This window comes from Microcoleus sp. PH2017_28_MFU_U_A, assembly GCF_020738035.1.
GTDB lineage: Bacteria > Cyanobacteriota > Cyanobacteriia > Cyanobacteriales > Microcoleaceae > Microcoleus.
In genome coordinates this window covers 30,381-56,539 of the sequence record NZ_JAEQCX010000071.1, presented here as the reverse complement: position 1 = coordinate 56,539, position 26,159 = coordinate 30,381, and the positions used below count along the sequence as shown (strand labels likewise).

The following is a 26,159-nucleotide window of genomic DNA, read 5'->3' as shown; positions in this document are numbered from 1 at the left end:
TCTCTCCTTTACTGTGTTAATCCTTTTTGTTGTAAAAATGTCAGCATTGTTAGTGCATATGAATTTCCTCGATCTGCCCACCTCTTGAGATAGCCCTTAAGGCGGAGCCGTTCTTTTGAATTTCCATGTTTCATAATCCTAGTGATAATTTTTCCAAGAGGTTGCCTCAGTTCAGAATCTTTTTCTACAAAATTAAACCAGGACTCTAGCTCTTCGATCACCAAAGAACGAGTCAGTTTAAGATTTAGAGAAGATCTGATAAGCGACGAAACTGTTTGTGAAATTTTCTCATCTGTCTTGGCCAACCAAAATAGTGTTGGCAATTTTTTGTAAATGAAATTATCTACTGAAGTCTCTGATGTTTTCATAATGCCCCAAGTAACAAAAGCAGCCATTTCATGAGACGATTCTTTTCTGTCATACCTTAGCCATGTCTCAAGATGTTTTAAGATAATCAATCGATTATCAGGAATAGATTCACTCATTTCAAAAAGCATAACTATGCCTTCTAAAATATCTGAAAAAAGACTAACATCATTTGATTTTATAATCTTCTGAAACTTCTCAAAAGCATCATCTGGAAATTTCAAGCCAACGTAAAGACTATAAGCTTCTATGGACGTTTGTCTTAGGTTAGGCGAGTTTTTTAATGTACTCCAATGTGATAGTAGATTTCGTGCTTGTTGGGGAGAATTTTCATCATCGCCTAATGCAGTCATACTCAAAGATAATGCTGCTAACGAACGCTGTGAAGGGTTGTCAGTTTTTGCCCAGGGAATAAAAACCATTTCACGCACTAGGTCAAATCGATATTTGCAAGACTCACGGAGTGCATCAGCAAGATGAACTTTCGTTAGAGAACCTTGTGTTGTACCAAGTTCTACCAAACAACCAAGAATTATCTGCCAGTAATAGTCTTCTTCCTGCCAAATATACCTTAATAAAGCACCTTGAAAATTTGGGTCATTGAACAGGTAAATCTCAAATGAGTTGCGCCCAAACTCTGTATTTTCATGGCTATCTTCAGTATAAGCAAAGACTATCCTCAGTCGTTTTTTAAACCCTAGCATTTTAAATTTGAGGGTTTCATCATCTACTTCTTGAGTATCTTTGCCTGATTCTGAACGCATTTTAGACTCTAGTTTATCGCTCAGAGCGGTAATAGATTTGCAATCACTTCCGTTCAAAAACGCCATCGCTATCATTAGAGAACGATGATGCATCGCTGGATAATTCTCAAACCAACGCTCTACCCTTTCGGGCAAAGGTATTGCACCATAATCAAAATCATCTAAAATTGCAGGATCGCGATCGGAAGCTCCCTCTGAATTACTCTTACTATCATTATATTGGCTACCACCAACAAACTGCCCACTACTGTTGTAAAAACTTCCATCGATATGTGTACCACCAGTTTGGAAGTTAATAGTGCCTACTGAACCACCTTGTTTTATGAACTCGCTGACAAATCTTTTTGCAAAGTTTTGAAACTGCTGTTGAGATTCATCAACCTTATTCTCACTAGATGACTCCTTCTTTACAAATGATTGAAAGATTTTTTCACGCTCATCATCAGAAGGTTTTTCTTTTTTTTCAACATTTGCAGGTTCCTGTTTGGGTTGTTCAGGGGATAGATTTTCCTCATTGACATCGCCTGGAGGTGTGGCAATAGACATGGCGCTTTAAAGAAATCCGGCAGGTATGAACATAGCAGTTAACTTAGCAGGGTTAGAAATTTTACTTATTACCTGCATTGTGTTGATCGCCACCAACAAAAGTTCCGCCAGGATTGTGGAAGTCTCCTCGAACAGTAACTCCACCACTCTGGAGATTAACTGATTTATCTACTGCGCGCTCATGTTCTGAATCTTTCTCTTGCATTAGCTTCAGCAACTCTTGAGTCAGTTCTGGATTTCCTTCGAGAATATCTCTGATTTGACTAATTAACGCAAACTGCGAAATCTCATCTGGACGCTGTATTACATTAGTGACGGCCTCCTGGGCTGCTCCTTTCTGCTCAACTTGAGGGCTGAGTTTTGTCCAAACATTCTTAGCTTTGTCCCAACTGGATTTTCCTAGAGCTTTTACAGCGTCAGCACTAACCCCCTCAGCAACTTTCTCACCAATTTTCATGAGGAAGGGTAATGCAGGACATAGTAAGCTAACAAGGAGCTTTGCAAGTTCTGTAGCATCTGGCATATTAAGTTATCCTGGGTAGTTTAATGGTTAGCCTTCTGATTAGGCTGCTGGCTGCTGTATCTACGTAATTTCCGGCAAATTTGACATAAATTCGTGACAATATCGTCAAGATAGGATATCTTACCTAACGATCTAAATAAAATACACATGGTATGAGACAGCACAGAAGGTCATGAAAACTTAACTTTGGATGCAAACAAAGAGTTTCCAACTACTGCCCCATTGATAACCCTGAAGTCTAACTATGTATGATTCCGTAGGTAGGGTGTAATTTATGCCTATGAAAATATTATGCACCTATTTTTCTTTTTATGTCAAGCACTACTTAGTCTTATCGTCCTTCTGAATTTCCATGCAATACTCCGGACAGTTTTTTGAACTATTCTATAAGGCTTTCAGAGCTTGCAGTTTAAGGCTTGAGCCTTTTATTCAAAGTTAGCTTGAGCCCTAACTTTGAATAAAAAGATCCCACCCACGGCGGGATATGGGTTTGAGCCTCAAAACCTGCCTAAATTCTGTCCGGAGTATTGTCAACACGCTCTGGGGTAGATAATGTTGGTCAATAGCTAGCCGCCTCAACGATTGACTCATAATTGTTTAAAACTAGGTAAGGATATAAAGAACCGAAACGAAGCAGGAAGCATCCCAACTTCGTTAGCGCAGCCCGCCCCTACGGGGGCTGCGCCAACGAAGAGGATCGCCCTCCTGTCTTTTTCCTTGCCTTGTGTCCCCAGCAGAAACAATTATGTCATCCCCAAATCTCAAATATGCTTACTTTCCGGGTTGCGTCGCCCAAGGGGCCGCCCGCGAACTTTACCTGTCCACTCAAGCCCTGACTCAAGCCTTGGGGATTGAACTGGTGGAACTCAAAAAGGCTTCCTGCTGCGGTTCTGGCACTTTTAAGGAAGATTCGCAGTTGCTGGAAGATACTGTCAACGCCCGCAATATTGCTTTGGCTGAGCAACTGAATCTGCCCTTACTCACACATTGCAGCACTTGTCAAGGGGTAATCGGTCATGTGGACGATCGCCTCAAGCAATCCCAAAAAACCGATCCCAACTACGTAGAAAAAGTCAACGGTTTGCTGGAAAAACAAGGCTGTTCGCCTTACAAAGGCAGTACCGAAGTGAAACATCTCCTCTGGGCGATCGTTGCCGATTACGGTTTGGAGGAAGTTCAAAAGCGAGTCACTCGCAAGCTTTCGGGTTTGAAGTGCGCGGCTTTTTACGGATGTTACCTGCTGCGAGCTCAGGATAAGTTGCTTTACGATGACCCGCACCAACCCGAATCGATGGAAAATGTGTTTCGGGCGATCGGGGCAACTCCGGTTTATTATCGCGGAAGGACGCAGTGTTGCGGGTGGCCTCTGGCGAGTTATGCCACTAACCAATCTTTTCAGATGGCCGGCAAACATATTGTAGATGCGCTTGACAATGGTGCTGATTGCATGGTGACTCCTTGTCCGCTTTGTCATTTAAATTTGGATTCGCGGCAGCCGGAGGTGGAAAAAGTAATCGGGCGAAAATTGGGTTTGCCTGTGCTGCATCTGCCACAATTGATGGCTTTGGCTTTGGGTGTGGAGCCCAAAAAACTGGGACTCGATCGGCATATTGTTTCAACTAAGCCCGTGTTAGAAAAATTAGGCTTTTAGTTTTTCTAAAGTTCGTAGTCAGGACTTCAGTCCTTTCTAACTCGGATAGGACTAAAGTCCTGACTACGAACCTACGATCGACTGTGAAGTTTTGTCGCTTTTTCGCGAAGTGCTTCCAAGCACTGCGGTAGACTAACCTTTAATTCTCTGTGCAGGCATAAGCGGTGGTACCTCGCCGTCAAATCTTTTAACTCGCAGAGCCCGCAAATTTTTAGTGACTCGTTGGGAGCCTTTATTCAATGTCTCATTCAGTCAAAATCTACGATACCTGCATCGGCTGCACTCAATGCGTCCGCGCTTGTCCGACTGACGTTTTGGAGATGGTACCCTGGGATGGCTGCAAAGCGGCTCAGATTGCCTCGTCTCCCCGCACAGAAGACTGTGTCGGTTGCAAACGTTGCGAAACAGCTTGTCCTACCGATTTTCTGAGCATCCGGGTTTACCTGGGAGCAGAAACCACTCGCAGTATGGGTCTAGCTTACTAAATATCGATCGAACTGTCGATCGAGTTACGGGCACAGGAGAGGGGGCGATTAAATTGCCCCCTCTCTTTTTGTCGCGGAATCTGCATTCTGCGACAGGAAGAAGGTAATACAATTTGGGATTTGGGATTTGGGATTTTCGACGATCGGCAACAAACGGACACAAGCCCCCGACGCGAGTGTCAGGATCAAAAGCAAAATATTAGATCTGAGATCTTGCACCATTCTCAATTAGCCGTAGGGGCGGGTTCGCCAGTAGCCTTAAAGGTAGCAAACAGGTTCTATAAACCCGCCCGACCCCACGAAAAATCCTCTTATTGACAAGGCGTGCAAGATCTCAGTTAGATCCTAGTTCCAGCTTCCAAATTCAAAGTTGCAAGTCAAATCTAAAATCTACAATCTAAAATCGACTGAGTATCATGGTTGGGATCTTCCCTACAGTTGCATTCTTTTTTGCAACTGGTGTAAAAATGATAAAAATTGGGTTTTATCGCGATCGCTAAGCAGGAGAATTACCTTAAATGTGCGGAATCGTTGGTTATATCGGCACGCAAGCAGCAAGCGAGATTTTGCTATCAGGATTGGAGAAACTGGAATACCGGGGTTACGATTCATCAGGCCTCGCTACCATCTCCGAAGGAAAAATTACCTGCATCCGAGCAAAAGGCAAATTGCACAACCTCCGGGAAAAGCTAGCAGAGATAGACTCTCCCGCTCCCATCGGCATCGGGCACACCCGCTGGGCAACTCACGGCAAACCAGAAGAATATAACGCTCACCCTCACCTAGATAATAGCGGGCGAATTGCCGTAGTTCAAAATGGAATTGTCGAAAATTATCGCGAGTTGCGCGAAGAATTGAAAGCCAAGGGACATAAATTTGTCTCGGATACGGATACAGAAGTTATCCCTCATTTAATAGCTGAAATTTTCCAAGAAGGAAGAAGGAAGAAGGAAGAAGGAAGAAGGAAGAAGGAAGAAGGACAAGATCCAACAGCAGAGGAAATTACTGAGTTGTCGTTTTTGGATGTGGTTTCAAAGGCGGTGAATCGGCTAGAAGGAGCTTTTGCGATCGCCACGATTTGTGCAGATTTTCCAGACGAAATAATTGTCGCCAGACAGCAAGCTCCTTTGGTGATTGGCTTTGGTGCAGGTGAATTTTTCTGTGCTTCCGACACGCCAGCGTTAATATCTCACACCCGTGCTGTTTTGTCCCTCGAAAATGGCGAATTAGCAAGACTAACTCCGATGGGAGTAGAAGTTTATAGCTTTGCAGGACAAAGGCTGAAAAAAACTCCGCGCATCCTCGGCTGGAATCCGGTTTCTGTCGAGAAACAGGGCTTCAAGCACTTCATGCACAAGGAAATTTACGAACAGCCGGCCGTAGTGCGAGCTTGTTTGGAGACTTATTTAGACAGCGATTGGCAGCCCGGAAATCCAGGCTCTCCCATCAATCTCAACTTGCCACCAGAACTTTGCGCCGATGTCGAGCAAATTTCCATTCTCGCCTGCGGAACGAGCTGGCACGCCTCGCTAATTGGCAAATATTTGTTGGAACAGTTAGCTAATATTCCCACGGCTGTGCAGTACGCTTCTGAGTACCGTTACGCGCCCGCACCGCTGACAGCAAATACTTTAATTATTGGGGTAACTCAGTCGGGAGAAACGGCGGATACGCTGGCTGCTTTGGGGATGGAACAGCAGCGTCGCGCGGCTTTTACCGATAAATTTCGATCGCGAATGTTGGGCATTACTAACAGGACTGAAAGCTCGATCGCCCACATGATGCCACACATCATCAACACCCACGCTGGTATAGAAATCGGGGTGGCGGCAACTAAAACTTTTGTCACTCAGTTGATGGCTTTCTATTTCTTAGCTTTGGATTTGGCGCACCAGCGGCAAACCATCAGCACCGAGAGATTGGCAGAAATTCTTGCGGGTTTGCGCCAGTTACCAGCCCAAATCGAGAAGTTTTTGGAGATTCAAGAACAGTATGTCGAGGAATTGTCGCACCAGTTTACAGAAACCCAAGATTTTATCTTTTTGGGGCGGGGAATTAACTTTCCGATTGCTTTGGAAGGGGCGCTGAAACTTAAGGAAATTAGTTACATTCATGCCGAAGGATATCCGGCGGGAGAGATGAAACACGGCCCGATCGCCCTTTTGGATGCTAAAGTGCCTGTAGTGGCGATCGCGATGCCCGGAAGCGTCTACGAAAAAGTCCTTTCCAACGCCCAGGAAGCCAAAGCCCGCGACGCCCGTTTAATTGGCGTTACGCCGAAGCATGGCGCGGCGGAAGCTGATATTTTTGACCACGTTTTGCCGGTGCCTTTGGTGGATGAATTGTTGTCGCCGATTGTGACAGTGATTCCGCTGCAATTGTTGGCTTATCACATTGCCGCGCGCCGAGGTTTGGATGTGGATCAGCCACGCAATTTGGCGAAGTCGGTGACGGTGGAATAATTGTTGACAGTTGACAGTTGACTGTTGACTGTTGACTGTTGTCAATTACCCGATGCCCGATTCCCGATGCCCGATGCCCGATGCCCGATGCCCGATTCCCTATTCCCTATTCCCTATTCCCGATTCCCTATTCCCGATTCCGCAAATCGCCGCCAACAACACCCAACTTATCGTATTAACCCGCAAATCAAACAGAGTTACATCTACAGTGTTAAACAGCGTACAGGCGGCGAAGGCTAATAAATAACTGAAGAAAATTAGGCGATCGGCATTTTCGACATCTTGACAAACCACCTGATTTGTGCTACTAGATATTGAATTTTGATTGAGAACTAAATTATTTTCTGGTACTTCGAGAGTTGCTATTTGCTCTTGTTTAATATCCACAGCAGAAACCTGCCAATTCGCCAACAGCAAAACACCTCTAGCCAAAACCCAGCCAACTAAACCAAATAACAAAAGCGTTGTTGGGAATCCCGTTTCCGCAGCCAACATCAGCATCAAACTGTGAGGATGACCCAGCCATTCGTGCATTCTATCTTGATAGAGAGGCGTAAAATTTCGCAGTCCCCAACCAGTCCAAGGACGCTGCTGAGCCATCGACCAAGCAAATTCCCATTGAGTAGTTCTCAAAGTAGCAGTCGGGCGATTTGGAAACATTTCATCCGTAAGTCTCGCCCAGAAAAAAGCCGGGATAATTATTCGTAAATATTGCCGCAGCGGTTCCGGGCCAAACGCCGACAAAAACACTGCACCCACCGCACTAAAAACCGCAGCTAATATTTTTTTATAACCCGCATAAAATGCAAAAGCCAAAACTGCCAAAACTGCCAATCCCCAAGCATTCCGAGAATTAGTAAAAATCAAAGCAACAGCATTTCCTACTACTGCAAAACTTAAAAATATGAATTGGGTATTGGGCATTGGGCATTGGGCATTGGGCATTGGGCATTGGGCATTGGGCATTGGGGATTGGGCATTGGGCATTGGTAATTGGTAATTGGGCAATTCTCCCCCTCTCCCCGTCTCCCCCTCTCCCCCTCTCCCCCTTTCCCCCTCTCCCTTCTTCCCTCTTCCTTCTTCCTTCTTCCTTCCTCGTTCTTCCATCCACAATCCGAGTGTTAAAATAAAAGCGATTGTTAAATAGCCGGCTAAAATATTAGCGTACATAAATACAGAAGCCATGCGGCCGGGGGGATTGCCTTTCGGTTCGAGTACCCAGCCAAAAATAGGCTGCAATTGATCGATGCCGCTCCAACCTAAAAATTGCTGTCCCAAACCTAAAATTATGACGGGAATTGCACTAATTGCTATTATCCAAGACAATTGTCTTAACTGAGCCGGAGTTTGAATTAAACTGCTGAAAACGGCAAACAATATAAAGAATGGCCAAAAATTGCACAAGCCTAAAACAGCCTCGATACGGTTGTTGGCAAAAATCGTCGTGATGACTAGCAGCACACTCAAAATTGCGAATCCTCGATTCAGCGGGCTGCGGCAGATTTGCCGGAACTTTTGCTGACAAGTGCCGGCCAATCCCAGGAATATTCCTAAAGCTCCCAAGATTGGAATTGTCGGAAAAATTAGCATCCCGATTTGAGCTAAATTCCAAGGGATTTGCAGGCGGCGATCGGGATGTTTTTGCAGGTAAGAATTGAGATTTTTTGCTGTCTGTTTTACAGCTAATTTCCACGTTTTTTTGATATTCACCCAAACTCCCAATTCTTCAATTCTTCACTCCAAAATCCAAAATCCAAAATCGCTACGCTAGTTCCCAAACGCATTCCGATCGCGTTAAGCGAATTTGAGCCAAGGCAAAAATGGTCGGGATAATGCGCCCGTAGTTCGTAGAAATCGATCGCCAACCCAAATCTGCTAAAAACCAAGTCCACATCACCGGGCCGAGCAATGAAAACACGCTCCGTGTCGCACCGTAACGAGCCGCAGTCACGGCCATCCCCCGCCGCGCCGTCTGAATTGCGACATAATTTTGAAACTGGGTTGCTGCGGTTGCAGTCCCTGCGATCGCTACTTGTGTGGCCATTTGATAGGTAGCAAAGTGCAGCGCAAATTGATTGGCCATCAATTTCAGCAACATGGGTTTTAAAATTGAACTAACGGCTAAAGCGCTGCCACCTTTGAACAGCAAACCGAGCGGGTCTTTTTCAGCAGAAATTGGCAACGGTTCAGAAAGTTTAGCATCGACAATTGCTCGCTGTACGCGGACTGTCAGGGCTTGCTGTTCGTCTTTCGGTAAACGCTTCCAGGTGCGGCCCATTAAATGCAGAAATACTTCTGCCTCTAAGTCGGTGGTTGACAACTGTTTGGGATAAGGGATTTTGAGATAGCGGCAAACTTGAATTAGTGCTTGTCTGTAGGTTACTTGTTCGGTTCGCCCTCTCAGTACCGTCAACCCGTCGGCGGCAAGATACCGAAACCTTTGTTCTACGGCGTCTAGCCATGCTTCGCGATCGCGGCTTTGTACGTCTAGGGGTGCGGGGGTTTGCACGTAATCTAAAGGGTTAAACTTGCGACTGAACAGAAGTTCGGTTAGTTGCTGCAATTCTTCTTCTGTTGTCAATTCTAGTGCTGCTCTGAGTTCGTCCAAGATTTTGCCCTCCCGTCATACTATTTTAGATTTTAGATTTTAGATTTTAGATTGTCGCTGAGTAGCGCGCTTTTGGAACTTGCCGATCGCTACATTTTTTTAACTAATCTTACCTGTCGATTATTTTACTACCTGGCGGAGGGCGATGGCTTACGCCCCGCTACGGCTTTGGGCTTTTATGTTCGTGGTGCAGAGCATCTTTTGCCCCGCAGCCTTTATGCTGATTGGTAAATCAAAAATACCTCACAATTTATACGTATGTTCGATGTTGTGGCGATCGGTGCGGGGATGGCAGGGCTGATTTGTGCTCGACAGTTGCGTCTGGCTGGCTATTCTGTGGCGGTTGTTGAGAAATCTCGCGGCCCCGGCGGACGAGTCGCTACTCGTCGCGTGCAGGGGACTAGAGCCGATCACGGGGCCCGCTATTTGGAGCCGCAGGGGGATGCGGTGCAGGCGTTAATTGATGTTTTGGTCGATCGCCAGATCCTGAAACTTTGGACGGATAGCGTGGGAGAATTTCGAGAAGGAGAAATATCTTCGATTCCCAGTTCTTGTTATGTCGCACCGGCTGGGATGAATGCTGTCGGTAAGTATATCGCAGAGGGTTTAGACATTTGGTACGGCCGCCGAGTCAAAGCGATTTCTCGTACTGAGAGTGAAATGTGGCATCTTTCTCTGGAAGTTACCGACGACAATTTAGATCTACCTCAAGAATTGATTGCTAAGGCTGTGGTGGTGGCAATTCCTGCTCCTCAAGCTTTAATGTTTTTGGATACAGAACTTGGTTTTTCCTCTAATTTTCTTGACAAATTGCGCTCTGTAGAATACGACGCTTGCATTACAGTTATGGCTGGCTATTCTGCGGAACGAAATTCTGATTTGAGCAATCTAAATCCGCAGTGGAAATCGGTTTCTTTTCCCGATGATTCTGATTTAAGTTGGATTGGGCTCGACAGCAGCAAGCGGCTCGACGATCCGCAACAGCCTGTGTTTGTAGTTCACAGCAGCGCCAATTTTGCCGATCGCCATCTAGAATCTACCGATTTGCCAACAATCGGTCAGCAATTGCTCGATCGCGCTTCTGAACATTTAATGCCTTGGCTCAAGCAGCCGGAATGGTTGCAGGTTCACCGCTGGCGCTATGCTTTTTGTCGGAATCCTTTACCTGTTTCTTGTTTGGTGGCGGAAGAAACTTTGCCGTTGGTTTGTGCGGGGGATTTGTGCGGGGAAGGTCAAATTGAAGCTGCTTTGCGATCGGGAGTTGCGGCGGCTAATTGGGTTGATTCTCAGTTGGATAGTTTGCCGTTAAATTCCAGTCTAAATTGGTAATTAAGACTACAATTAAGGTGCGGCTGGGAGGAAAATCTAAGTTAAGCTTGATGTTAGGTTGGGTTCTGTAGTGAAGATTTACAGCAAAGCAAGTGGTTGAGATTAAACTAATCCAGCAACATCAAATTGAACAAGCCAAGCAAGTAGTCATTGCGGTATGTATAGAAATTTGGCAGGGCGTATTAACCAAGGATGAGTTGAGTCGCTATGATTCAATGTCTGATATTGAGAATGTACGATCGCACTATTTCGACAATAACGGCACTTTTTTGGTATTAGTTGATGGTGAGCAGGTTGTAGGCACTGGAGGCATCCGAAAACTTGATGATGAAATCTGCTAACTTAAGCGGATGTGGTTTCTCAAAGAGTATCGAGGACAGGGGTTAGGCTGGAAAATGGCTCAAATACTCTTTGATTTCGCAAAGCAGGCAGGTTATTGGAAGATTAGGCTTGACCTAGCAAACGAAGAGCGACAACCAGAGGCACTCAAACTTTATAGGAAGCTTGGCTTTTATCCAATTGAGAGATACAACGATAGTCCATGCCTTGTATTTATGGAGAAGTTGTTGCAATAGATTTCTGGCAAAAAGATAGTCCCTAACAGGCAGGATGCCTGTTCCACAATAATTATGCCAGAGGTCTAATAGTAGGGACAAAGAAGCAGAGCTTTATCTCAAACGCTGCACCTCCTCCACCGACACAGAAAGCGCCTGGGCAACTTGTTCGAGACTCAAACCCATTCCCAACAGTTGGGGGATAGCATCTCGTTGTGTTTGCTCCGCGCGATCGGCCCGTTGACTCTCAGCTTCCGCCCGTTGACTCTCAGCTTCCGCCCGCTGACTCTCAGCTTCCGCCCGCTGGCGTTCCTGTTCGGTATGGAGGCGTTCGAGTCGAGCTTGCTCGCTTCCGGTGAGCAACAAATTTCCCTGGTTATCCCACCAGCGCAACCACCGCTGTGTCTGATTTTGATAGCTGCCTTCCCATAGGCCTAATTCTATGCCCATACGGTCGATCGGGTAATGTCCGCGATCGTTCGGTTCCAATCGGCAATAGCAACCATTCACCCAGTTGTAGACTTCCAGTTGGCTGGTTTTAATTACATAAATGGCGTAGTAGGGAATGCGGATAATCTGTTCGTATACCCAAAACTTCCCTGGTTTCTGAGTAGTACCTTCTGGTAAACGGGATAAAGGCGTGTTGTCTCGCTCTTCGGAACCATTCCCACTGGCAAACTCGATCGCAATTATTGGCACCATATACTCGCGCCAAATCACGTAAGAGCGACGAATTTCGCCGTCCACGAGGGGCCCAACGTTGGGGACGTAGAACCAGTCAGGCGCTTCGGCACCCTTTTCTGGTGGGTCGGTTTCGCGCCAGTAGATGCCACAATCTTGCCCGATCGCATATTGTCCGTCGGGGTGAAGCCTTTGCAGTGTGATTTCTAGGGAGTCTGTGAGCAAGATGCTTTGGGGATGCTCTTGGAAATTTTTCACAAAAGTGCCATCAGATTCGGGGAGTTGCGTGTGATCCGGGAAGGCGGGGGGTAAGCCTGTCGTACTGAGACTTTGGGTCATGACTGGTACGCGATCGACCTAGCGATCGGACTGATGCTCTATTACCACAGCATAGCGATTGTCGATCGATTTGTGCAGAGGAAGAAGGCAATTAAAGCAATGATTTTAGCAATATAACATCCGGTGGAACCGGGCGTGGTTGCTACTTCTTCGTTATTCATTCAGCTATTGCTCTAAAAAATAGATCGAATGATATCAAATCCGCTCTTCATCGGAATCATATAAACGGAGGACACCGCGAGTGCCTTAGTCCCTACAATTGATCGCGGTAGGGAAACGGCATCTTGAGTGTCCTCTATATCATTCCGGCGCAGCCGGAATTGATATGACTTACAAAAACCTGGGAAATGGTGTAAATTGCCACTTTCCCCATTTTTTATTTTTGTGCTGTCTCCTGCTTTTTCAAAGCTTGTTCTTGCATCTGCAATAACTCTGGAACTGTTACAAATTTGTACCCTTCTTTTCTCAGTTTAGCAATAATATCCGGCAAAGCTTGTACAGTCCTCGATCGATTGCCACCGCCGTCGTGCATCAACACAATGCCGCCAGAATTTGCCTGCCGCATCACGTTGTCCATCAACGATTGCGTCGCAGTCCGCCAATCTAAAGAATCAGCAGACCACATGATAACTGCATAATTTTTCTTCTGTGCGTAGGCTGCCAAGCCATTGTTTAAAATGCCTCCTGGCGGCCGAAACAGTGATGTTTTTACCCCCGTCACTTCCTCAATTAATGATGACGTGCGATCGATCTCGCGAGCCGCACCGTCTTCGTTATATTTAATGTATTGGTGGTTCCAAGTGTGGTTGCCGATCGCGTGGCCGGCTGACGCAACTTGTTTGCCAAGTTCGGGATATGTTTGCAGGTATCTTCCTACCCAAAAAAATGTAGCCTTAATATTGTTTTTCTTGAGAATCTCTAGGATTTGTCTAGTAGTTGTCGGCCAGGGCCCGTCATCAAATGTCAGGGCGATCGCCTTGTGCTGCTGGTCCAGTTTTGCCTGACGCAGCATGGTACCTTTAAACTGGGATGGTAGGGATGATTGAAAACGAGTTTCCTGCTGTTGAGCTAGAGCTTTTTGGGAAACTTCAACTCGATGGGCGATCGCTCCTGCGATCCCACTAACATTAGATATCAGTTTTGGTTCTGGCGAGGATACTGCCAAGACTTGTGGCTGCATCGGTGGCGCTGGTTGATTGGCCCGCAAGTTCATTGGTAACGTCACACCCAGCAAAAAACTGCCTGCGGCGGCCAGAAAAGCAACGATTAATTTTTTTTGCCGCCTCAAAAGCCGTTTCATATTTGTCACGTCATTATCTCCTTCACACCTTGGAAAATTAATTCTAGATTTTATTTTGATATCAAGTTAATCCACTCAGGACGATCGTATTAAATGCGATTGTCATAGAAATGTTACTGCAAATGACCGATCGCGGGGAAGTCCGGCAGGATTAACAAGTTTAAGAATTTTCACCGAGAGTTCCCCTAACCGATCAAAACGGGGAATAGTGGCAATCTTCCGGAAGGTAGTTAAATCCCGTTAATTGCACGTTCTATTCTATATAGTTAGGGGCTCAGACCCAAAAAGCCGGGCCGCTAACTGACACTACGGGCCGATCGCCCGCCCCAGCGTCTTCAAATTAACTTTTAGGGCCGATTCTTTCTTGATACAAGCCGACAATCCGATCGATAACTTCGTCAACAGTCAGATTATCTGTTTGAATTTCCACAGCATCAGCAGCTTTCCGTAAAGGTGCTATCAGGCGAGTGCTGTCCTTGGAGTCCCGCAGAGCGATGTCTTGTTCTAACTGGGCCAAACTAATATTAGCCCGATCGGCGTCTTTAAGTTCTAACATCCGCCGGCGCGATCGCTCTTGTACCGAAGCCGTCAAATAAATCTTCAATTCCGCATCGGGAAAAACATTAGTTCCTATATCGCGGCCTTCTGCCACAATCCCACCTTTTGTACCGCAGCGCCGCTGTTCATCTACTAGAAACTGGCGCACAGCGGGAATTGCCGCCATTTCCGAGACGCGAGATGTCACTTCCAAACTGCGAATTGCCTCGGTTATGTCTTCGCCGTTAATCTTCAGCATGAAAGATGCGGGATCGAGATTGTATTCCAAATAGCTGTAACTAATTAATTCGGCGATCGCACATTCGTCGGACATCGGCGTGTTTGTTTTCAAAGCCAGCCAAGTCAGCGCCCGGTACATCGCGCCGGTATCGAGATAAAACAAGCCCAAAGCTTTTGCTGCTTGGCGAGTTACCGTAGATTTGCCAGCCCCCGCCGGGCCATCGATCGCCACAATTGGCCTGCGGTTCCTGAGAATTATATTATCAATCAAGCGAGTAGAGCCAACTCTGGCTGCTACCGCTAAAAGTCCCGCTGTTTCCACCACCTCCAACGGCATCAGAGTGTCGGGATCGACGAGTTCGGCGTATTCGAGCTTAACTTCGGGTTCTCCAGCGACTTCGGCGCGCGCGGCAGCGAGTGTGGCGGCCCAGGTGCGGTCGCCTGAAGCAAAAGTTTTTGAGGCTTGTTCCAGCGCGCGGTAGAGGGCGCAGGCTTGCTGTTTTTGCTCTGTTGTTAAATACTGATTTCGAGAACTCATTGCTAGTCCAGACTCTTCGCGGACGATCGGGCAAGCAACAATCTCTACAGGCAAGTTAAAATCCCAGGCGAGCTTGCGGATAATTGCTAGCTGCTGGGCGTCTTTCTGACCAAAATAAGCTTTTGTCGGCTGCACCAAACTCAAAAGTTTGGTCACAATTGTCGCGACGCCCTGAAAATGACCGGGCCGAGACTTGCCGCACAACACCGATGTCATCGCGGGTGGCGGCACTACTTGAGTTAAGGATGAAAGTTGATTTTGTGTTTGGGCGGTTTTGTCGGTTGCTGTGCGATCGCCCCCTGGGTTCCCAAACATTTCTGTTGCTGGGGGAGCAAAAATGGCATCAACACCAGCTTGTTCGCACAGCAGCCGGTCTCGATCCAAATTTCGGGGATAATCTTGAAAATCTTCTGTCGGGCCAAATTGCAGCGGGTTGACAAAAATGCTGACTAGGACGATCGCATTGTCTTGTCTTGCCCGCTGGATCAAGCTGAGATGTCCGGCGTGCAAAGCTCCCATCGTCGGCACCAAACCGACTGTCACGTGAGGTGCAGCAGACTTTTGTGAATTTAAGTAGCAGCGAAGTGCTGCAATGCTAGTAAACAGTTGCACCGATACAATCTCCTGAAGGCATTCGGCAGAATGCAGAATTTATTTGTCTGAATTTGTTCGATCGGACATCTGGCACCAATGTTAGCAACTTGCCTCGCGTGCGAGTTCCACAACAAATAAACTATGGTGGGGCGCGAGACTATGGCGACGAGTGCAAGATGTCAGATACTTCAAGCCCGGACAAGTTTTATTCTAGTTTCTGCTTTCTACAGTTCGGATAACTTTTGTATTCTGCCTTACCAGAAAGAATTGGTTTAAAGCCGCAACCCTTGTAGGGAGAAATTAAAAGCAGACTATTCATTAGACTTCTTGCATAAGTCTTTGAGCGATGTCTTTGAGCGATCCTTCAACCGCAGATGTCAGACAGATAAACACAGATAAACGCAGATGATTTCAGGGTGTTTTCCGATTTTTGCAAGAGGTCTATTACTCCAATCCTCGGACTTCTAGGTAGAGGTCGCCCTCAAGCTGTCAACTGTCAACTGTCAACTGTCAACTGTCAACTGTCAACTGTCAACTGTCAACTGTCAACTGTCAACTGTCAACTGTCAACTGTTGTTTACTTTTTCGGTTCGATTACTTGGATTTCCACTCTCGCAACGCCGCTGCTCATCATTCCGAGCACGTTGGCTGCGCCGGCCGACAAGTCAATCAGCCGATCGCCCACGTAGGGGCCGCGATCGTTAATCCGAACGACGACGGAGCGGCCGTTGTCAAGATTTCGCACCATGACTAGAGTGCCGAAGGGCAAGTGGCGGTGTGCAGCAGTCAAGGCATTTTGGTTAAAACGCTCGCCGCTGGCGCTGAGGTTGCCATCAAATCCGGGGCCGTACCAGGAAGCCAAGCCGCTGAGCCGCACTTGAAGTGGGCCCAAAGATAGCACGGGGGCTTCTGGTTCGGGTTGGGGTTGGCCTGCGACTGCTTCCAAGGGTGGGGCGTTGCCCAGGAGTCGGCGGAGGCGATTGGTTACTTGCAGAGCATCTCGGCTGAAGTTGCTCGTGGTGTCGGGGAGGATGTTTTGAGCGTTGATGCTTACCAAATCCTCGCCGTTTGCCTGGATTATGTAGCGATCGCCTTTTTCCCACTTAACGGTAATGCTGTTGGGATCGATGTTGTTGCGGTTTAGCTGGTTGAGTCTTGCTGCTAAGCTAGATGCCCGCCACATTGGATCTGGTTCTTGATTGGTGGAATTGCTGGCAGTGTTTCCGGCTTTGGGATTTTCTTTTGTGCCGGCTACTTTTGACTGACTGCTACCACTGGCTTTGCGATCGCCAGTTTCTCCAATTTTGGTGTTGGTTTCCTGGCTTGGGTTCAGAAAGGTGATGACTGGAATGTTTCGCACGTAGACTGTCACTGCTTGTCGCCCCTCCAAGTCGTGGGGCTGAATTTTGACGATCGAGTCTTGGTCAATGTCAGCTCTTGCTTGGTACTGATACTGTCCAACTTTTTGTGCTTCGGCCCGAGTTGCGTTTAACTGCGGGGACGGTTGGGTGGCAATTACTTGCTGCTTGGAGCCCTGAGAGTCTGGCTTCAGAGCGTCTGTCGCTTGTGCGTGACAAGAAGAGGCCGTTCCTACCACAGGAACTAACAGGACAGCGAGTAAACCACCAACAAATTTTTCCTTCATACGTCCATTTTTGTGAAGAGCCATTGCCAACCGAGATTGGAGGATTGGCCATTTGGCGGCAGGCGTCAAGGATTTTTCTCGATCCCTTCGCTATTCCCCCGTGAGTCAAAGCAAAGTATCCGGGTGCGTTTTTGCTGTAATGCTTCAGCGAAAAAAAAATTTTGGCTGAAACTTCCCCGATCTTTGACAACTCAATACTCGATCTGCAATTTGTGTTTTGGTAACGAACTGCAACAGACTACCACAAACTTTTGCGCTTGGGGATCGCTGTTTCGATACATTTGAGCAATATTGCTCAAATTTTCTCAGAACTCTGTCTAATAAAGTCCTTTAATTGCAGTGGTTACAGCCATTTTCAGAATTCCAGAAATTTTTACAAAAATTTACAAAAAATTCGTGTATTTTATGGCTGCCGAAGGATTAGCCTGAAAAAATCTGTTTGTCAAGTATTAAATGTTGAGTTCGCCCCCAAATGGATACTTGCTGCGATCGCAAAATTTTATACTTCTGTTCGAGATCCCAGCTCCAGAGCTCGTTCAACCTTGGCGCTTACCTGGAAGCCTAAAATCCGCAATCGGCAATCCCCAATCCCCAATCCGCAATCGGCAATCCTCAATCCGCAATCGGCAATCCCCAATCCTCAATCCAAAATCCCCAATCCTCAATCCAAAATCCCCAATCCTCAATCCAAAATCCGCAATGCCCAATGCCCAATGCCCAATGCCCAATGCCCAATGCCCAATGCCCAATGCCCAATTCTCAATCCCCAATCCCCAATCCAAAATCCAAAATCCAAAATCGGCTGACTCTTGGGAATAAACTAAAACTTACAAATGGATTTGGGGGACTTATGGATTATCGAGCAGCAGGTGTGGATGTTGAGGCGGGCAGAGCTTTTGTCGATCGCATCAAAAATACAGTCAAAAGCACCCACCGATCGGGAGTTTTGGGCGGATTCGGCGGATTTAGCGGATTTTTCAGCGTCCCGGAGGGTTTAAAAGAGCCAGTGATGGTTTCGGGCACTGACGGCGTGGGAACTAAGTTGAAATTGGCCCACGATCTCGATCGGCACGACACGGTAGGTATCGACTTGGTGGCGATGTGCGTCAACGACGTGCTGACATCCGGCGCCGAGCCCCTCTTTTTTCTAGATTATTTAGCGACAGGAAAGTTAAACTCCGAACAATTAGCTGGGGTGGTGACAGGAATTGCTGACGGTTGCAAACAAGCGGGCTGTGCTTTGCTCGGAGGGGAAACCGCAGAAATGCCTGGTTTTTACCAAGCCGGCGAGTACGATTTGGCTGGTTTTTGCGTGGGAATTGTCGAAAAGAGCAAATTGCTTGACGCTTCCCAGGTACGGGTGGGAGATGTGGCTGTCGGGCTGGCTAGTTCCGGGGTGCACAGCAACGGTTTTAGTTTGGTGCGAAAAATTGCCGGCGATCTAGGTTTTGATTGGAATTCCCAACCGGAAAGATTGGGCGGTCAAAGTTTAGGAGAAGTGCTGCTGACTCCGACTACAATTTATGTGAAACCAGTCCTCGAAGCCCTTAAGAGCGGTTTAGAAATTCACGGTATGGCTCACATTACAGGCGGCGGTTTGCCGGAAAATTTGCCCCGCTGTTTGGGAGCCAATCAATCTGTGAAAATTGACTGCAATAGCTGGCCGAGTTTGCCAATTTTTGACTGGATTGCTGAGGCTGGCTCTGTGGCGACTGCCGATATGTTCAATACTTTTAATATGGGTATTGGCTTTGTGCTGTTGGTCGATCGCCGGGAAGTTGAGCAGGCTGTGAAGTGGTTTGAGTCTCAGGGAATTGGTGCTTTTGCGATCGGCGAAGTTATTGACGGTAGTGGAGAATTGGTAATGGGCGTCGATTAATTTTAGTTGCGTGAATTAAAAAAAATCGCCCTTTTTTTTCGGGTTAAATGCTTGACTCCTGGCAGCAAAGGAAGTACAATTAGATAATGGAAATAGTGGCAATTTTAAAATTTAACTTACCACTCCCATTATCTAAAATATACCACAGTAATTCTAGCCTAGTCAATAGGTAATACTTCTTTTTTAAGGCAAAATTTTTTAACAAGATTTATCGCATTAACTCTCATTATAATCAAGACAACCTAAAGGAGGTAATACTATGTTGACAAGCGATCTCAATGCTCTACTTGACCAACAAGCACTCCAACGCCAAGATTCCGAATGTCGCTATATTACCGATCGCATTAACTGGGAACAATACGAAACCTTACTCACCAGAAATGGGGATAGTTTGGCATATCGAGTCACATATTTAGATGGAGTCTTAGAAATTATCTCACCTTCCCGTCGCCATGAAAACAGAAAAACGCGGATTGGAGATCTTTTAGAAATCTACTTTTTAGAAGCAGATATCGACTATTTTCCCTTTGGTTCTACAACCCTGCGGCAAGAGGAAAAAAGAGGTGGGACGGAACCCGATGAAGCTTACTGCATTGGTACAGACAAAGAATTTCCCGATTTGGCAATTGAGGTTGTTGTTACCAGTGGTGGTCTGAATAAACTGGAAGTTTACAGAAGGTTAAATGTTAAAGAGGTTTGGTTTTGGCAAAATGAACGTTTTAGCCTCTACTACCTGCGAGAAGAGATTCCAGTTCAATTTGTCCAAACCTGCGGTTATGAGCAAATCTATCGGAGCGAAATTCTTCCTAATTTAGATATAGAATTATTGGCGGAATATGTCCGATATCCGAATTCCCTCGCAGCAGTTAAGGAATTTCGACAACGACTGATTTCTGGTTAAAACCAGAATAGATGCCGATCGAATGTAGCTATGACTCTTGATCAGCATAAGCTTGACGGCATACTCAAATTACTGCAAAAACCTTTTGTGCTAAGATTAAAGAGCTTAAACATTACTGATTAAGAGCCTTTAACTAAGATGTCTAAGGAATCAGTCATCACAGAACATATCGAAATTACGCCTGGGGTACTTGGTGGTAAGCCGTGCATTGCAGGCCATCGAATTGCTGTAGCGCACATCGCTGAAATGTATCTGAAAATGGGGATGTCTATAGAAGAAATCGCGGGCAAGTATGATTTGCAACTTGCCTCGGTTCATGCAGCAATGACCTATTATTACGATCGGAGAGAAGAAATCGATCGTCACACTGCTGAAAGTCGAGCTATGGTGGAAGAATTAAAGCGCAAGAGTCCACCATCTCCGTTACAAGAAAAATTGAGAGCAATTAGAGGTGAGTGAGCAAATTCGTTTTCATTGAGACGAACATATTGACTCTAACATTGCGCGCGGTTTGCGTCGTTACGGCATAGATATTACAACAACAGTTGATGCAGGATTGCGTACAAAAAGCGATGAGTCACACCTGGAATTTATTCGCTTTGAGCAGCGCGTGATAGTAACTCACGATGACGATTTTTTAATTATGGCAAGCGATACCACAGATTATCCGGGTATTGTCTATTGTCCTTCTAATTCTCGTTCTGTGGGCGAGATTATCCGTAGTTTGATTTTAATTTATGAAGTGTATGCACCTGAAGAAATGATCGGGAGGATTGAATATATTTGACATGATTGTAAGGCGATCGCACTTTTTGTTGTTTGGGGGAAAAGGGCGATCGCACTTTTGACAATTTGGGACATAACAGATAACTCATCTTCTACCCTATTTTTTTCATTTTGTGTTTCTTGATGCTATTGACTTCGCATTCTTCATTGCCAGAGCTAAATATTTATCAATTTGCTCAAACCGAGAAGAATTTAATAGTATATTTTCTGAGATAACTTCCTCGCTGTCATAGATAATTTCTAAATGTGCTGGCTTAGAAGAAGAATAGATAGGATATTGATAACGAACGTTAAGTTCACCATTATCTAAAGGTATTAACCACCTCCAATATATAGCTCCATCCCTTTTGGCTTCGAGTGTCTGTGCCGCAGGAAAGTTATTCAAAATCCATCCTCTATCTTCACTCCGTATTTTTTGCATAAAATCTGTGGCTACCTCCATCTGAGGTCTATGTTCAGAAGCACCTCTATAGAAATTTGCTTGACTTCTACGATGAGCAAATGCAGCTTCTTCGGCAATTTTCAAAATTTGCTCTAAAGGTGATGATCCTTTAATAATATGTACGGCAGAATCAGGGATTTCCGCAGAGCCTTGACTTCTGACAAATAAGTAGTAACGCTTCCGAAGTTCCGAGCCACACAAATCTGTAATCAATAGAGCAAAGAAATAGTCCAAATCATATTGACGGCTATTCACAGTTTCTGTATAACCCCTAATGTCACCTTGACTCAATTCTGCTAGTCCATTGCAGTGATGAGTATGCCAAGAACCCAGGTAATTAATATCTTGGTCAAATGTCTCCAACACGCGAAACATTGCTTCTTGATACTCACCATCTGGCATCAAGTGACCTACTGAGTTATTGACACGAGGCCCAGAGTCTATATAAGTTTCTACTCGGATTTTTATATGATTGCCATTTTGACTAATTTTTCCAATAAACTTTCCACCTTCCTCACGGTTAGAAACTGATACTGCATGACTTATTCTGGCAATGACAGTCTCAAAAATTTCAACTGATACGTCTAGATTAGAAGGCCTATAATCTGATCTACCTATTCCAAACCAAGATAAAACTCCCGACATATTAATCCTCCATTTGATGATTGACATTAGTGCAGTAGCATACTTTTTGAGGTTTTAAAAGCATTTGCTTTGCTTCAAAATGACTGCGGAATATTCCTGGGGCTGGTCTATTTCCATACACAATCCAGTTACTTTTTAATGTAGGCATGGACTGAGTTGACTCTCTAAGCAAAATAGAGAGAGCCATCCTAACTTGAATCAATGCAATCATTTGGATATCAATTGAGAGTCCTGATGCACGAAATTCTTTTTCATCAAGACCATAAATTCTACTTTCTTCATCTTCCGTAAGTCCCAAAACCTCGTCTGATAAGTCAAGTTGATTGAGTTCGGAGAAAAGTTGTAAACACTTGTAACAACCAGTCAGAGTTGGAATGTAGCCAAAAACTTCACCTCCTATGCCTGTCCGAAACACGGATGCTGTTACAAAAGGAACTTTTGCTGCCACACACTGGTCACTGACAAACTCTCTGACACTCTTTTTATCTGAACAAGAAAGAACGAGATCGGAGCGACGAACCGACTCAATAAAGTTCGGAGATTGCATCACATCCTCTGCAAAAGTTTTAACTTCTACATCAGGATTTCTGTCTTCTATCCACTCCTTTTGTATGTCTACTTTGAGTCGTCCTAAATCTTTACGCATTCTAGGATGCTTGACAAGATTTTCAGGTTCTAGAGTATCTGGATCGTAAAGTTCCCAAATCCGAATACCATTCATTACAAGGTGATCGCAAGCTGGTGTACCACCGCTACCTAAACCAACAACAGTGATCCGCTTATCTGAAAAAATCTCTGGATTAAGTAGATAGCTAATTCTATCAAACTCAAGTGAATAATTTTGATCTTTCATTAATGTGCTTGCTCTTTTCCTGGCCAATTTTTAGTACGTTGCCAAACATCATATTTGTTAACCCAGATTGCAGCCTTAGATACCATATATGCCAATGAATAGTTTGAAGTCCATTGCTCTGGCTTCATCACACATAAATTGCCACTCGAATACCTGTGAGGACAATCAGGTTCAATGGTTCTTTCAAGCAACTTAATCAATGGCATATTGTAAGGATAGTTTGAAGGAATTTCTATTCTAACTCGGTAATAGTTTTCGTCCGCTGTCTTTAAATACCCCTCTACAGCCTTGATAGAGCCTTTAGATGCTTTAAAATTAAACTGTGGATAGTAGCGCTTAATTTTCTCACTCTCAACAGCCATCCTATCTCTAGATAAATCATTTTCGAGAAATATAAGTCCACGATTAATCGCAATATTTGTCATTATTTATTATTGTTTAATAACTACTTTTGAGGTTAGGCAACTAATACTCACCTTTTGGATCGCGCAGTGCCACTCCTTTTGGAGATTGATTGGGTTCGAGTGGACGAACTACACCATCTGAATCGATTTCTACAAACTCATCTTCTTCTTGAGCGTTAAAGGCTCTTTCTGCCATATTTGCAATTGATCTGCCAACGCCTCTAGCAGCAGCACTAATTACTCCTTCCGTAATTCCATCGACTATATCGTCAAAATCATTTGGCATTTGATTAACCCGTGAAAAACAGCTTTAGCTACTCCTAACTTAGTCATTCGGGCAAAGGGAGCAATTAATCTTGACTTACTTACTTAAGTAACAAATTCTGAAGTTATTGCAAATTAGCAAGAACTCTAAAAGCTTACTCTGTCAAGCTAACGATTTCTCAATTCCTCTTTTACCCTGAATTTTTTTAACCGTACATAGCCTGAAAGCATGATTTAGCAAAGCTTTGGGTGGGTATAATGCCTTGTTAGTCCAAATAAGCTAAATCTGAGTAGCTAATACGATGATAAACTAGCTATACCCAGCTAGCAACTAGCCATAGCTATAAATTTTGGTTAGGCTCTAGCTATCAACTTACCACAATGCCCTGCGATGACATCTAACGACGATATTTTTGCCGATGCCGCGAATAACTGGGACTTGGAAAGGCTCTACAAAGCTATGGCAGAAGCCAAGTGGCAAGTATCTCCTCGTGCCAGAAAGGGACTCACAGAACGGGAAAAGCTTTTTTTGCGCGGTTTGCTGTGTGGCTACAGTCCGGCTGAAATAGCTAACCAAGTACATCAAAGTCGCAAGGGTGTTGAGGTCTATGTCTCTAAAACTTTATATCAATACTTTAAAAAAATTAAAGATGTGCCTAATGAAACAGTAGGCAACTGGAGAAATATTCCTAACTGGCTAGAGGAAGAAGGATATAAAACTAAGTCATCTGTTCAATCTGACTCAAGGAATTATTGGCCGAATGAGCTATTAGTAAAGATCGGAAATATATGTTTTGATACTAATACAGGAACAATTGATATCAACATTCGGGTATCACTTCCATCATTTTCAGAATACCAAAGAACAGAAGATATAGATTCAGACGATCGCCCCTATACAAACTAATCTAATTGAAGGGCGATCTGATTAATTCTATCATTGTGCTATAATCTGCCTAATCTGAGCTAACGCTTCTTCTCCTGGAATTGGCTCAACCATACCGCTTCGGATTTCATCGCGACGCTGCTTAGCTTCCGCAGTCCACAACTTTTGAACTGTTCCGTCTATATCAAATTCAAGACTCTCAACTAGCCTCTCTGCTAACTGCGCTCTCAACGCATTTGGCAAAGATAAAGCTTCTTTCATCAGTTGCTCGATCGATAGCATAATTACATCCCAAACTAAAATCCCTAAATAGTTAAGTTGAAAAAAGGAAGCACATTGTGCAATCTTGTTTGATTATAGCCGATCGCGCGATCGAGAGTAAAACAGCATTTTCCAAACACTCTAAGCAACTCCATAGCTCGTAAATGGTCTTGCATAGGGAGGCTGAAGCCCCAAAACAATATCCTCCCGCGCCACACCCATCAGCACTAACTCCTCAGCAATCAGTTCATCAGTTTGATTGCGTTGAATCCAGACTTTTTCATTGCGGATATCTAAGTGGATCGGGCAACTATAAATCCGATTATGACCGTCCCAACCTAAATCTAATATCTGATAATGGTCATGTTCGGTGTCAAATAATACCTGAATTTCAATGTCGCCATTGATGGGTTTAGTCTTACTATATTCCATCAGGAAAGTGCGAACAATCTGCCGATATTTAGCTAATCGATCCATTCTACAATCACCTCATTAGTAGGGTCGTATACCAACAACTTCAGATCGTACTCAGCGATCGCCCTTTCATCCGAAACAGCGATCGCTTTTATACAAAAACTGGGCGGACACGCACCATCCACTGCCCCTACATAAACCGATCGCGCCTCCGATCAATTTTCGCCAAAACAGCACCGGAAACATCCGCCAGAATGCTGATAATCCGATACAAAGCGACCGCACTCAAAATTATACCCACAGAAAAGCGATCGCCAAGCAGGGCGATCGCCGTTGCTTCAAATACTCCCATCCCCCCCGGCGCACCCGGTACAACCAAACCCACAACAAACGCCAAACCAAAAGCACCGAACAAGTTGGGAATATCGATAAAATTTACCGGATTTAAAGCCATTACCGTTAGCAAAAAACCGCTGCCCCGCAATCCGATAAAACAGATTTGTCCGATTAACGGCACTAAAGGATAGCGTTTAATTGGTAAATTATTTTGGCGCTCGGACTTGACACTAGATGTTTTTTTAGCTAGATTGGAGCTAGACTCTAAAGGCGAAATTAGTCGATCGCCCGCAGCATCCCCAACCTCTGAATTTTCCCCCTTGTTCTTGGATAACTTCAACCGCTCTACAAATAGGACGATCGGATTTAAAATTCGGGGATGAATGGCTATTAAAATAGCAGCACAGCCGACAATTCGCAAATAGCCATCGGCGCCCTCAAAACAAATCAACCCAATCAGCACGCCCGCAGAAGCCATCAGCAACGGTTCCAGCAAGACGCTGAGAGTAGCAGCTTTGGGCGCAATGCCTGCCTTTTTGGCCTCCAAGATGCGACCCCAAAAATGCCAAATATTCCCCGGTAAATACTTGGCAATATTAGTCTTGAGAAAAACTTGAATCGCCCAGGCGGCATTGACAGGTTGGCGGAATTCGCGCAAAATCAACATCCACACCCAGCCGACAAAAATTAGAGACAGTAACGTGATACCAACCGCGATCGCCAATAACGGAAAACTTTCGGCTCGAATTCGGATATTAGCGACTTCTTGCCAATGACTTACAAAAGCTTTGGCAATAAATAAAAACGTGCCGCCCAAAATCACATAGCGCAAATAAGGCTTTAAACGTGATTTGGCGAGGTTGAAAAAATTCTGAATTCGATGCAAGTGTTGTTTTCCCATTTTCCGATCCTGATTAATGAATTTG

Annotated in this window: 29 protein-coding genes; 12 read left to right on the top strand and 17 right to left on the bottom strand. The window is 45.1% G+C overall.

The window, feature by feature from the left end; genetic code table 11:
• Window positions 1–8 precede the first annotated feature (8 nt).
• Complete coding sequence (locus tag JGK14_RS17475; protein WP_325315317.1) at window positions 9–1,676, bottom strand: hypothetical protein; 1,668 nt, start codon at window positions 1,674–1,676, stop codon at window positions 9–11.
• Window positions 1,677–1,737: 61 nt separating this feature from the next.
• Entirely contained in the window at window positions 1,738–2,199 is a 462-nt protein-coding gene (locus JGK14_RS17470) for a hypothetical protein (RefSeq protein ID WP_325315316.1), read from the bottom strand.
• A 745-nt stretch (window positions 2,200–2,944) separates the two neighbouring features.
• Here JGK14_RS17470 and JGK14_RS17465 point away from each other — a divergent pair.
• From JGK14_RS17465 to glmS, 3 genes are all read left to right on the top strand, one after another.
• Window positions 2,945–3,850 carry a CoB--CoM heterodisulfide reductase iron-sulfur subunit B family protein gene (locus JGK14_RS17465; protein ID WP_325315315.1) on the top strand — a complete coding sequence of 302 codons (906 nt, stop codon included), beginning with the start codon at window positions 2,945–2,947 and terminating at the stop codon, window positions 3,848–3,850.
• A gap of 239 nt (window positions 3,851–4,089) precedes the next feature.
• Window positions 4,090–4,335 (top strand): photosystem I iron-sulfur center protein PsaC, encoded by a 246-nt coding sequence (psaC, locus tag JGK14_RS17460; protein ID WP_015175986.1) that lies wholly within the window; start codon window positions 4,090–4,092, stop codon window positions 4,333–4,335.
• 518 nt (window positions 4,336–4,853) lie between these two features.
• On the top strand, window positions 4,854–6,797 hold the full coding sequence (gene glmS, locus JGK14_RS17455) for a glutamine--fructose-6-phosphate transaminase (isomerizing) (protein ID WP_293192880.1): 1,944 nt from the start codon (window positions 4,854–4,856) through the stop codon (window positions 6,795–6,797).
• Window positions 6,798–6,896: 99 nt separating this feature from the next.
• On the opposite strand, the gene JGK14_RS17450 is transcribed toward glmS, so the two are convergent.
• Entirely contained in the window at window positions 6,897–8,507 is a 1,611-nt protein-coding gene (locus tag JGK14_RS17450; protein ID WP_325315314.1) for an O-antigen ligase family protein, read from the bottom strand.
• 52 nt (window positions 8,508–8,559) lie between these two features.
• Window positions 8,560–9,405 carry a YaaW family protein gene (locus JGK14_RS17445; RefSeq protein ID WP_293185418.1) on the bottom strand — a complete coding sequence of 282 codons (846 nt, stop codon included), beginning with the start codon at window positions 9,403–9,405 and terminating at the stop codon, window positions 8,560–8,562.
• Window positions 9,406–9,456: 51 nt separating this feature from the next.
• Here JGK14_RS17445 and JGK14_RS17440 point away from each other — a divergent pair, with 51 nt between their 5' ends.
• From JGK14_RS17440 to JGK14_RS34070, 4 genes are all read left to right on the top strand, one after another.
• A complete protein-coding gene (locus tag JGK14_RS17440) occupies window positions 9,457–9,636 on the top strand; it encodes a hypothetical protein (protein ID WP_293225245.1) in 180 nt (59 codons plus the stop codon).
• A gap of 27 nt (window positions 9,637–9,663) precedes the next feature.
• Complete coding sequence (locus JGK14_RS17435) at window positions 9,664–10,734, top strand: NAD(P)/FAD-dependent oxidoreductase (RefSeq protein ID WP_293326654.1); 1,071 nt, start codon at window positions 9,664–9,666, stop codon at window positions 10,732–10,734.
• A gap of 92 nt (window positions 10,735–10,826) precedes the next feature.
• Entirely contained in the window at window positions 10,827–11,075 is a 249-nt protein-coding gene (locus JGK14_RS17430) for a hypothetical protein (RefSeq protein WP_325315313.1), read from the top strand.
• A 9-nt stretch (window positions 11,076–11,084) separates the two neighbouring features.
• A complete protein-coding gene (locus JGK14_RS34070) occupies window positions 11,085–11,309 on the top strand; it encodes a GNAT family N-acetyltransferase (protein WP_367120481.1) in 225 nt (74 codons plus the stop codon).
• A gap of 93 nt (window positions 11,310–11,402) precedes the next feature.
• Here the strand turns inward: JGK14_RS34070 and JGK14_RS17425 are convergent, their stop codons facing one another.
• The 5 genes from JGK14_RS17425 to JGK14_RS17405 form a co-directional block, all read right to left on the bottom strand.
• Complete coding sequence (locus tag JGK14_RS17425) at window positions 11,403–12,308, bottom strand: Uma2 family endonuclease (RefSeq protein ID WP_325315312.1); 906 nt, start codon at window positions 12,306–12,308, stop codon at window positions 11,403–11,405.
• A gap of 376 nt (window positions 12,309–12,684) precedes the next feature.
• Window positions 12,685–13,608 (bottom strand): polysaccharide deacetylase family protein, encoded by a 924-nt coding sequence (locus JGK14_RS17420; RefSeq protein WP_293185445.1) that lies wholly within the window; start codon window positions 13,606–13,608, stop codon window positions 12,685–12,687.
• Window positions 13,609–13,948: 340 nt separating this feature from the next.
• The gene (locus JGK14_RS17415; protein ID WP_293242650.1) at window positions 13,949–15,535 is read right to left on the bottom strand and encodes a bifunctional pantoate--beta-alanine ligase/(d)CMP kinase; all 1,587 of its coding nucleotides are present in this window, start codon (window positions 15,533–15,535) and stop codon (window positions 13,949–13,951) included.
• A gap of 559 nt (window positions 15,536–16,094) precedes the next feature.
• Window positions 16,095–17,162 (bottom strand): septal ring lytic transglycosylase RlpA family protein, encoded by a 1,068-nt coding sequence (locus JGK14_RS17410; protein WP_293185424.1) that lies wholly within the window; start codon window positions 17,160–17,162, stop codon window positions 16,095–16,097.
• Between the two features lie 536 nt (window positions 17,163–17,698).
• The gene (locus JGK14_RS17405) at window positions 17,699–17,944 is read right to left on the bottom strand and encodes a hypothetical protein (protein WP_325315311.1); all 246 of its coding nucleotides are present in this window, start codon (window positions 17,942–17,944) and stop codon (window positions 17,699–17,701) included.
• Between the two features lie 68 nt (window positions 17,945–18,012).
• Between JGK14_RS17405 and purM the strand changes: the two genes are divergently transcribed.
• The 4 genes from purM (at window position 18,013) to JGK14_RS17385 (ending at window position 20,729) form a co-directional block, all read left to right on the top strand.
• Window positions 18,013–19,041: a phosphoribosylformylglycinamidine cyclo-ligase gene (gene purM / locus JGK14_RS17400; RefSeq protein WP_325315310.1), complete on the top strand. Its 1,029-nt coding sequence runs from the start codon at window positions 18,013–18,015 to the stop codon at window positions 19,039–19,041.
• 259 nt (window positions 19,042–19,300) lie between these two features.
• Complete coding sequence (locus JGK14_RS17395) at window positions 19,301–19,942, top strand: Uma2 family endonuclease (RefSeq protein ID WP_293225255.1); 642 nt, start codon at window positions 19,301–19,303, stop codon at window positions 19,940–19,942.
• Between the two features lie 138 nt (window positions 19,943–20,080).
• Window positions 20,081–20,401: a DUF433 domain-containing protein gene (locus JGK14_RS17390; protein WP_325315309.1), complete on the top strand. Its 321-nt coding sequence runs from the start codon at window positions 20,081–20,083 to the stop codon at window positions 20,399–20,401.
• A gap of 28 nt (window positions 20,402–20,429) precedes the next feature.
• Window positions 20,430–20,729, top strand: coding sequence for a DUF5615 family PIN-like protein (locus JGK14_RS17385; RefSeq protein WP_325315328.1), 300 nt, complete (start codon window positions 20,430–20,432; stop codon window positions 20,727–20,729).
• A gap of 105 nt (window positions 20,730–20,834) precedes the next feature.
• Here JGK14_RS17385 and JGK14_RS17380 read toward each other — a convergent pair whose 3' ends face one another.
• Genes JGK14_RS17380 through JGK14_RS17365 form a run of 4 tightly spaced genes read right to left on the bottom strand, consistent with a single transcriptional unit; the run spans window position 20,835 to window position 23,358 of the window.
• Complete coding sequence (locus tag JGK14_RS17380) at window positions 20,835–21,815, bottom strand: hypothetical protein (protein ID WP_293225261.1); 981 nt, start codon at window positions 21,813–21,815, stop codon at window positions 20,835–20,837.
• A gap of 1 nt (window position 21,816) precedes the next feature.
• Window positions 21,817–22,668: a HesA/MoeB/ThiF family protein gene (locus JGK14_RS17375; protein ID WP_293192897.1), complete on the bottom strand. Its 852-nt coding sequence runs from the start codon at window positions 22,666–22,668 to the stop codon at window positions 21,817–21,819.
• Window positions 22,668–23,093 carry a ubiquitin-conjugating enzyme E2 gene (locus JGK14_RS17370; RefSeq protein WP_293192899.1) on the bottom strand — a complete coding sequence of 142 codons (426 nt, stop codon included), beginning with the start codon at window positions 23,091–23,093 and terminating at the stop codon, window positions 22,668–22,670. The genes JGK14_RS17375 and JGK14_RS17370 overlap by 1 nt, the downstream gene beginning before the upstream one ends.
• A gap of 40 nt (window positions 23,094–23,133) precedes the next feature.
• Window positions 23,134–23,358: a hypothetical protein gene (locus JGK14_RS17365; RefSeq protein WP_293192902.1), complete on the bottom strand. Its 225-nt coding sequence runs from the start codon at window positions 23,356–23,358 to the stop codon at window positions 23,134–23,136.
• Window positions 23,359–23,727: 369 nt separating this feature from the next.
• Between JGK14_RS17365 and JGK14_RS17360 the strand changes: the two genes are divergently transcribed.
• The gene (locus tag JGK14_RS17360; RefSeq protein WP_293217539.1) at window positions 23,728–24,243 is read left to right on the top strand and encodes a LuxR C-terminal-related transcriptional regulator; all 516 of its coding nucleotides are present in this window, start codon (window positions 23,728–23,730) and stop codon (window positions 24,241–24,243) included.
• Window positions 24,244–24,273: 30 nt separating this feature from the next.
• On the opposite strand, the gene JGK14_RS17355 is transcribed toward JGK14_RS17360, so the two are convergent.
• The 4 genes from JGK14_RS17355 to JGK14_RS17340 all read right to left on the bottom strand — a co-directional run bounded on the left by JGK14_RS17355 (window position 24,274) and on the right by JGK14_RS17340 (window position 26,134).
• Window positions 24,274–24,504, bottom strand: coding sequence for an addiction module protein (locus JGK14_RS17355; RefSeq protein ID WP_293192906.1), 231 nt, complete (start codon window positions 24,502–24,504; stop codon window positions 24,274–24,276).
• A gap of 120 nt (window positions 24,505–24,624) precedes the next feature.
• Entirely contained in the window at window positions 24,625–24,960 is a 336-nt protein-coding gene (locus JGK14_RS17350) for a XisI protein (protein ID WP_293217545.1), read from the bottom strand.
• Entirely contained in the window at window positions 24,948–25,082 is a 135-nt protein-coding gene (locus JGK14_RS17345) for a hypothetical protein (protein WP_293217548.1), read from the bottom strand. The genes JGK14_RS17350 and JGK14_RS17345 overlap by 13 nt, the downstream gene beginning before the upstream one ends.
• A 5-nt stretch (window positions 25,083–25,087) precedes the next feature.
• Window positions 25,088–26,134: a lysylphosphatidylglycerol synthase transmembrane domain-containing protein gene (locus JGK14_RS17340; protein WP_293217551.1), complete on the bottom strand. Its 1,047-nt coding sequence runs from the start codon at window positions 26,132–26,134 to the stop codon at window positions 25,088–25,090.
• Between the last annotated feature and the right edge of the window lie 25 nt (window positions 26,135–26,159).